At 67.7% G+C, this 7009-nt stretch carries 6 protein-coding genes; 4 read left to right on the top strand and 2 right to left on the bottom strand.

Annotation, left to right across the window (positions count from 1 at the left end; translation table 11 throughout):
* The first annotated feature begins 280 nt into the window (after positions 1-280).
* Complete coding sequence (locus AB0F41_RS31210; protein ID WP_357430126.1) at positions 281-574, top strand: hypothetical protein; 294 nt, start codon at positions 281-283, stop codon at positions 572-574.
* Entirely contained in the window at positions 561-1025 is a 465-nt protein-coding gene (locus AB0F41_RS31215) for a DUF5130 domain-containing protein (RefSeq protein ID WP_357430128.1), read from the top strand. The genes AB0F41_RS31210 and AB0F41_RS31215 overlap by 14 nt, the downstream gene beginning before the upstream one ends.
* 96 nt (positions 1026-1121) lie before the next feature.
* On the opposite strand, the gene pepN is transcribed toward AB0F41_RS31215, so the two are convergent.
* The gene (gene pepN / locus AB0F41_RS31220) at positions 1122-3689 is read right to left on the bottom strand and encodes an aminopeptidase N (RefSeq protein ID WP_357430130.1); all 2568 of its coding nucleotides are present in this window, start codon (positions 3687-3689) and stop codon (positions 1122-1124) included.
* 115 nt (positions 3690-3804) lie between these two features.
* On the opposite strand from pepN, the gene AB0F41_RS31225 reads away from it, so the two are divergent.
* Entirely contained in the window at positions 3805-4629 is an 825-nt protein-coding gene (locus tag AB0F41_RS31225) for a phosphoribosylaminoimidazolesuccinocarboxamide synthase (RefSeq protein ID WP_357430132.1), read from the top strand.
* A gap of 165 nt (positions 4630-4794) precedes the next feature.
* Here the strand turns inward: AB0F41_RS31225 and AB0F41_RS31230 are convergent, their stop codons facing one another.
* Entirely contained in the window at positions 4795-6015 is a 1221-nt protein-coding gene (locus AB0F41_RS31230; protein WP_357430134.1) for an FAD-dependent oxidoreductase, read from the bottom strand.
* A gap of 156 nt (positions 6016-6171) precedes the next feature.
* Between AB0F41_RS31230 and AB0F41_RS31235 the strand changes: the two genes are divergently transcribed.
* Positions 6172-6819, top strand: coding sequence for a DsbA family protein (locus AB0F41_RS31235; protein ID WP_357430136.1), 648 nt, complete (start codon positions 6172-6174; stop codon positions 6817-6819).
* The last annotated feature ends 190 nt before the right edge of the window (positions 6820-7009 follow it).

A 7009-nucleotide genomic window follows, 5' to 3' on the forward strand; every position in this document is an offset into this window, starting at 1 on the left:
GGCGGTATGCGACAGTGGCGTCAGCGACCATGAGCAAGGAGTGGGTCCTGCCACATCGCTTCGAGGGCTGACAGCAGACGCGGGCCGAACCCTTTCAGGGCCTCGTAAAACTCGGCGCGGGGTGGGTGGCCTGTGGTCGGGGAGTGGCGCATCCGGATGGGGGCCGGGGGGTGAGGTGGGGTAGGCGATGGGGGTCTGTCCGGGGACCGGGGTCGGGCGCGGGTCGGGCAACACGCCACCGGTGGGCGATCTACTACAGGGGATCGGATACCTTTAACGGGTGAGCATTCTCGAGACAGTGGCGGTGTTCGCCGGTATCCCGCTGGGGATCTACCTCATAATCGCTGGTTTGTCGTATATCGGTAAGCCGCTGCCCGGCGAGAAGCCGGTCCATTTCGATATGAGCAAGAAGTGGACTTCGGCTCCGGTGCTGTGGAGTGCTACCGATGAGGTCACCGGGCATGGTCATTCCTACGATGCCGGTGAGTCGTCGCATGGGTCTCATGTGGCGTTCGATTCCCTGGAAGCCCCGAAGGGCGCGTTGATCGGAGGCCGGGCAAGTGGCAAGTACTAAATGGCCCGCGGTGGTCGAGTCCGAACTGCCGCACGGATACGCGTTGATGACCAGCGGCCGGGTTTCCGGGGTGCACGAGGCCGGTGACGTGTTCAAGGAGGCGCCGTTCGACAACAACGAGCGGCTCGCCATGGACAACGTGCTGACCGAGGCGACCCGCGCGACCAAGGTGCGGTTCAACGTGTTCATCGGCGACCTCGGCCCCGATGCCGGCGCCACGGTCGACGCGCTGTTCCCGACCACTCCGGAGGCGGCGCGTTCGGTGCTCATCGCCGTCTCCCCGAACGACCATTCCGTCGAGGTCCGCTCCGGCCGGGATGTGGCCGAACGGGCCAACGACCGGGTGTGCCAGCTCGGCGTCACCGCCGCGCTGAGTTCGCTGCGGCAGGGCGAGCTGATCGACGGCCTGGTTTCGGCCGTCCGGGTGATGGCCGCGGCCATCGGCCGCTGAATGCGCGCCCCGGCCGGGGCGTGATCCGGGAGCGCTCGCTACCGACGAGAACGGCGCGTCCACCCTCAGGGTGGACGCGCCGTTCCGCTGTCGAGGTCAGGAGATATCGAAGGCGCGCGCCCGCAGCGAGCGTTCGATCCCGGCCTTGCCCTCACTCACCAGGCGCCGCAGCGCCGGCGGGTGGTCACCGGCGAGGAATTCGTCGGCGCGGGCGACAGCCTGGTCGCTGATCTCCCAGGACGGGTAGAGCCCGACCACCGCGGTCTGCGCGACCTCGCTGGAACGCCGTTCCCATACCGCGGGGATCTCCGCGAAGTACCGCTCCAGATACGGCTGCAACAGGGCGTCCTGCCCGGCGGGAGCGAATCCGCCGACGATCGAGCGCGCGGTGATATTGGGCACCGAGTCGTCCTGCATCACGGTCGCCCACGCCGATTCCTTCACCTCGGCGATGGGCCGCGCGGTGGCCGCGGTGGCGGCCTGACGCCGGCCCGCGGCCGTTTCGTCATTGCGCAGTTCGCCGTCGATGGTGGGGGTGCCGGTGCCGTCGGCGTCGATCTCGCCTGCCGCGGCCAGCGCGGTGAGCACCCGCCAGCGCAGGTCGGTGTCCACGGTGAGCCCGGTCAGTCCGACCGCGCCCGGGTCGCCGTCGAGGAGCTCGCGCAGCACTTCGGTATGCCAGGGGGACAGTTTCGCGCCGGTGAGCGCGTTGACGAAGGCCAGCTGGTGGTCCGAGCCCGCTTCTGCCTCCCGGGCCAGCTCGAGCAGCCGGTTCGCGTAGTCCGCCCAGCCGGTCGCCTCGGCCCAGGCCGGGTCGGCGTAGCTGCGCAGGGTGGTGTTGGCCTGCATGAGCAGCCGCTGCACCACACCGATCTCGGATTCCGCGCCCACCCCGCGTTGCACCAGGGCCACGAAATCGCGGGCCCGGAACTCGGCTTGCCTGGTCATCTCCCAGGCGGCCGACCAGGCGAGGGTGCGGGGGAGCGGTTCGGCGATATCGGCGATCCGGTTCACCAGGACGTCGAGCGAATCAGCGTCCAACCGGACCGAGCAGTAGGTCAGATCGTCGTCGTTGACCAGGACGAACTTGCCGCGCGGAACACCGGTGAGTTCCGGTACCTCGGTACGTTCGGCAGCCCGCAGGTCGAGCTCCACCCGATGGGTGCGCACCAGCTTGCCGTCCTGGTCGTCGTAGACGCCGATCGCCAGCCGGTGCACCCGGCGTTCACCGGCACCGGGCGCGGCGCCGTCCTGGATCACCGCGAAAGAGGAGAAGTTGCCGTCCGCGTCCACCTCGAAATCGGGACGCAGGATATTGAGGCCGGTGGTCTTGAGCCATTGGGTGCCCCAGCCGGACAGATCCCGGCCGGAGGACTTCTCCAGTGCCGCGAGCAGGTCGTCGAAGGTGGCGTTGCCGTAGGCGTGGTCGGCGAAGTAGGCACGCAGACCCGCGAGGAACGGCTCCAGCCCGACATAGGCCACCAGCTGTTTCAGCACGCTGGCGCCCTTGGCGTAGGTGATGCCGTCGAAGTTCACCTCGACCGCGGCCAGATCGGGGATATCGGCGGCGATCGGGTGGGTGGACGGCAGTTGATCCTGCCGATAGGCCCACGATTTCTCCACGTTCGCGAAGGTGGTCCACGCGCTGGTGTATTCGGTGGCCTCGGCCTGGCACAGCACCGAGGCGAAGGTCGCGAACGACTCGTTGAGCCACAGGTCGTCCCACCATTTCATGGTGACCAGATCGCCGAACCACATATGCGCCATCTCGTGCAGTACGGTTTCGGCGCGGCGTTCGTAGGAGGCCCGGGTGACCTTGGACCGGAAGACGTAGTCCTCGAGGAAGGTCACCGCGCCCGCGTTCTCCATCGCCCCGGCGTTGAACTCCGGTACGAACAACTGGTCGTACTTTCCGAACGCGTACGGGATCCCGAAGTTCTTGTGATAGAAGCCGAACCCCTGTTTGGTTTCGGTGAACAGCCGGTCGGCGTCCATGAAATCGGCCAGTGAGGCGCGGCAGTAGATGCCGAGCGGGATGGTGCCGTGCTTGTCGGTATAGGTATCGGTCCACACCGCGTACGGTCCGGCGATGAGCGCGACCAGATAGGTGCTCATGAGCGGGGTGGTGGCGAAGCGGTGCCGTCCGCCTTCGGCGGTGCCCGCGCCGTTGGAGATCACCTTCCAGTCCTGCGGGGCGATGACCTCGATATCGAAGGTGGCCTTGAGGTCGGGCTGATCGAAGCAGGCGAACATCCGTTTGGCGTCGGCGGTCTCGAACTGGGAGTACAGATACACCGCGTCGTCGGCGGGGTCGACGAACCGGTGCAGGCCCTCACCGGTATGCGAGTACTCGCATTCGGCCTCGACCACCAGTTCGTTGCGTTCGGCCAGGTCGGGCAGGGTGATCCCGGCCGCCTCGTCGTATCCGGCGATATCGAGCGGTTTACCGTTGAGGACCGCCGACCGTACGCCCCGGGCGACGATATCGATGAAGGTCCGCGACCCGGGTTTCGCGGTGAAGGTGACCGTACTGCGGGACAGGAACGTCTGTTCGCCCGGTTTACCGGCGCCGTCGGTCAGATCGAGTTCGACGGAATAGTTCTCGACCGACACGATGCCGGCCCGTTCGATCGCCTGATCGCGGGTGAGGTTCGGTGCGGACATCGGGCTCCTTCGAAAACACAGTGGGCACGGGCGCTGTCCACAATGCCACGTGGGTAAGGTTGCCCGCGCGGGAGTTGATCTCGCGTACCACTCGACCAGGATCGGAGCCCCGCCCGTGAAACACGTGCACGCCGGGAAGGTGCGCGACCTGTACACCGACGGCGATACTCTGCTGCTGGTCGCCTCGGATCGGGTCTCGGTGTACGACGTCTCGCTGCCCACTCCGATCCCGGACAAGGGCGCGCTGCTCACCCAGCTGTCGAACTGGTGGTTCGACTACTTCTCCGATATCCCCAACCATGTGCTGTCCACCACCGATGTGCCGCCGGAGTTCGCCGGTCGGGCCATCCGGGTGAAACCGCTGAAGATGGTCATGGTGGAATGCGTCGCCCGCGGCTACCTGGTCGGATCGGGCTGGAAGGACTACCAGCGGGCCGGATCGGTATCGGGAATCCGGCTGCCCGAGGGGCTGCGGGAGGGTGACCGGCTTCCGGAGCCGATCTTCACTCCGAGCACGAAGGGCTCGGCGTCCGGTCACGACGAGCCGATGACCTTCGACGAGGTCGTCGCGCAGGAGAGCCGCCCGGTGGCCGAACGCCTGCGCGATCTCACCCTGGAGCTGTACACCCGCGGTGCGGCCTACGCGGCCGAACGGGGTGTGATCATCGCCGACACCAAGGTCGAGTTCGGCTGGGACGGTGCGGTGCTCACCCTCGGCGACGAGCTGCTGACCTCGGACTCCTCCCGTTTCTGGCCGGCCGCGGAATGGGAGCCGGGGCGTCCGCAGCGGTCGTTCGACAAGCAGTTCGTCCGGGATTGGGCGACTTCGACCGGCTGGGACAAAGAGCCCCCGGGTCCCGAGATCCCCGCCGATATCGTCGCCGCCACCCGCGGGAAGTACGTCGAGGCCTACGAACTGATCACCGGCCGCACCTGGTGATTTCCGGGCCCGGACCGGTGCGGGGCACGCTCGCGATCCCCTGCTCGCCGAACACGCCGCAACCCGGACAAGCGGGTGTGGCCCCGGCGGCCGGCGGACGGAGCGGCCGGGGGGAGACGCTGCCTCCTGCCGGGCGACCTGATTATTCGTGATACCTGCCACGGATCACAGGGGCGTCGAAGGGTCCGCCAATTTCGCCGGGTCGACAGGGTCCCCGGAGAGGATCAGTTCCTTGATCCGGTCGCCGGCGTCCCAGACATTCACGTTCATTCCGGCCAGCACCCGGCGCTGTGGGTCCAGCCAGAACGCCACGAACTCCCGGCCCGCCCGGTCACCGCGTACCACGACCTGCTCGTAGTCGCCGGGCGCCGCGAACCCGGTGTACTCCATACCGAGGTCGTACTGGTCGGTGAAGAAATACGGGAGACGGTCGTATACCGCCGATTTGCCCAGCATGGTCTGCGCGGCCACGGCCGGCTGGTTCAGGGCAGTCGCCCAATGCTCGACCCGGATCCGGCGCCCCAGCACGGGATGGTCCTGTTCGGCGATATCGCCGACTGCCAAGATATCGGGATCGCTGCTGGTCAGACCGGCATCGACGAGGACTCCGGTGCCGGTCGGCAGTCCCGCGGACTCCGCGAGTCCCAGCCGCGGCCGGGCACCGACCGCCACCAGGACGGCGTCGCCGGGCACGGTCGAGCCGTCCGCGGTACGGACACCGGTCGCCCGCCCCTGCGACGTCGTGATCTCCTCCACCCGCGTGCCGAAACGCAGTTCGACCCCGTGCGCGCGGTGCAGGTCGGCGAAAACCTCACCCATCTCGGGCCCGAGGGCGCCCAGCAGCGGACCGGGCGCGGTCTCCACGACCGTGACCGCCACATCCGCCGCCCGTGCCGCCGCGGTCACCTCGAGCCCGATCCACCCCGCCCCGATCACGACCAGCCGCCCTGCGGTCCGCAGCAGCTCGATCAGCGCATCGGACTCCTCCAGGGTGCGCAGGGTGTAGACCCCCTCCGCGTCGGCGCCCGGGATGGGCAGCGTGCGGGAGGCGGACCCGGTCGCCAGGGCGAGCTTGTCGTATTCGAGCGTCGAACCGTCGGGCAGAGCTACCGTCCGGGCCGCCCGGTCGACGGCGGTGACCTCGGTACCGAGCAGCAACTCCACATTGTGGTCGCGGTACCAGGCGGCATCGGCGACGGTGAACTCCTCCAGCGGTTTCTTACCCGCCAGATACTCCTTGGACAGCGGCGGGCGTTCGTAAGGGAGTCGCTCCTCCGCGCCGATCAAGGTGATATGCCCGTCGAAATCGTTGTCCCGCAGCGCCTGAGCGAGTTTCGCACCGGCCAGTCCGGCGCCGACGATGACGAAATGCCGCGCAGATGTCATGGGTGACACTCCCTTGTAGTGGGTTGTTCCAGCGACGATCCGAACTACTCCCGCCAGCGTACTGAGGCTGCCCGCGACAGTCGGCCGGACCGGGAACGAAAACCCGCCCCGGCGGGTTGGTCGGAGTGCAGCGAAAACTACGGAGAGGAACCACTCGTGTCCGACACGGCCGTGAAGAAGGATCTTGCCGAGTTCTGGTTCGACCCCCTGTGCCCGTGGTGCTGGATCACCTCCCGCTGGATCCTCGAGGTCGCGAAGGTTCGCGATATCGAGACCCGCTTCCACGTGATGAGCCTCGCGGTACTGAACGAGGGTCGTGATCTGCCGCCCGAGTACCAAGACCTGATGAAGAACGCCTGGGGCCCGGTGCGGGTGGCGATCGCGGCCGCCCAGCAGCACGGCGACGACATCCTGCCGGCGCTCTACACCGCCATGGGCACCCGCTTCCACGACCGCCGGTCGGAGTTCGAACAAGAGGGCGATGCGCACGCGACCTTCGCCGCGATCGTCTCCGACGCGCTCACCGAGGCCGGTCTGCCCGCGGAACTGGCCGCCGCGGCCACGAGCACCGACTACGACGAGGCGTTGCGGATCAGCCACCACGCCGGTATGGACAAGGTGGGACCCGATGTCGGTACGCCCACCATCCACGTCAACGGGGTCGCGTTCTTCGGTCCGGTGCTCTCCCGCATCCCCCGGGGTGAAGAGGCGGGCAAACTGTGGGACGCGGTGGTCACGCTGGCGGGCTACCCGCACTTCTTCGAACTGAAGCGCACCCGCGACGAAGAGCCTGTGTTTTCTTAGCGCTGTATCTTTGGCGCGCTGGCGCGCGCGGGGTTCGGCCCTTTTGGCGTCGCCTGTCAGCACTCGAGACTCGTGGCTTCGCCACATGCGCTTCGGCACGCAGGCTCGAGGCCCTCGGACGCCCCATCCCGGTGCTGGGATTGTCCCGGATCGAGCACGGCGAGCGCCGCATCGATGTGGACGATCTCAT

Origin of the sequence: Nocardia sp. NPDC024068 (genome assembly GCF_040638875.1) — a bacterium.
In the GTDB taxonomy this organism is placed as follows: domain Bacteria; phylum Actinomycetota; class Actinomycetes; order Mycobacteriales; family Mycobacteriaceae; genus Nocardia.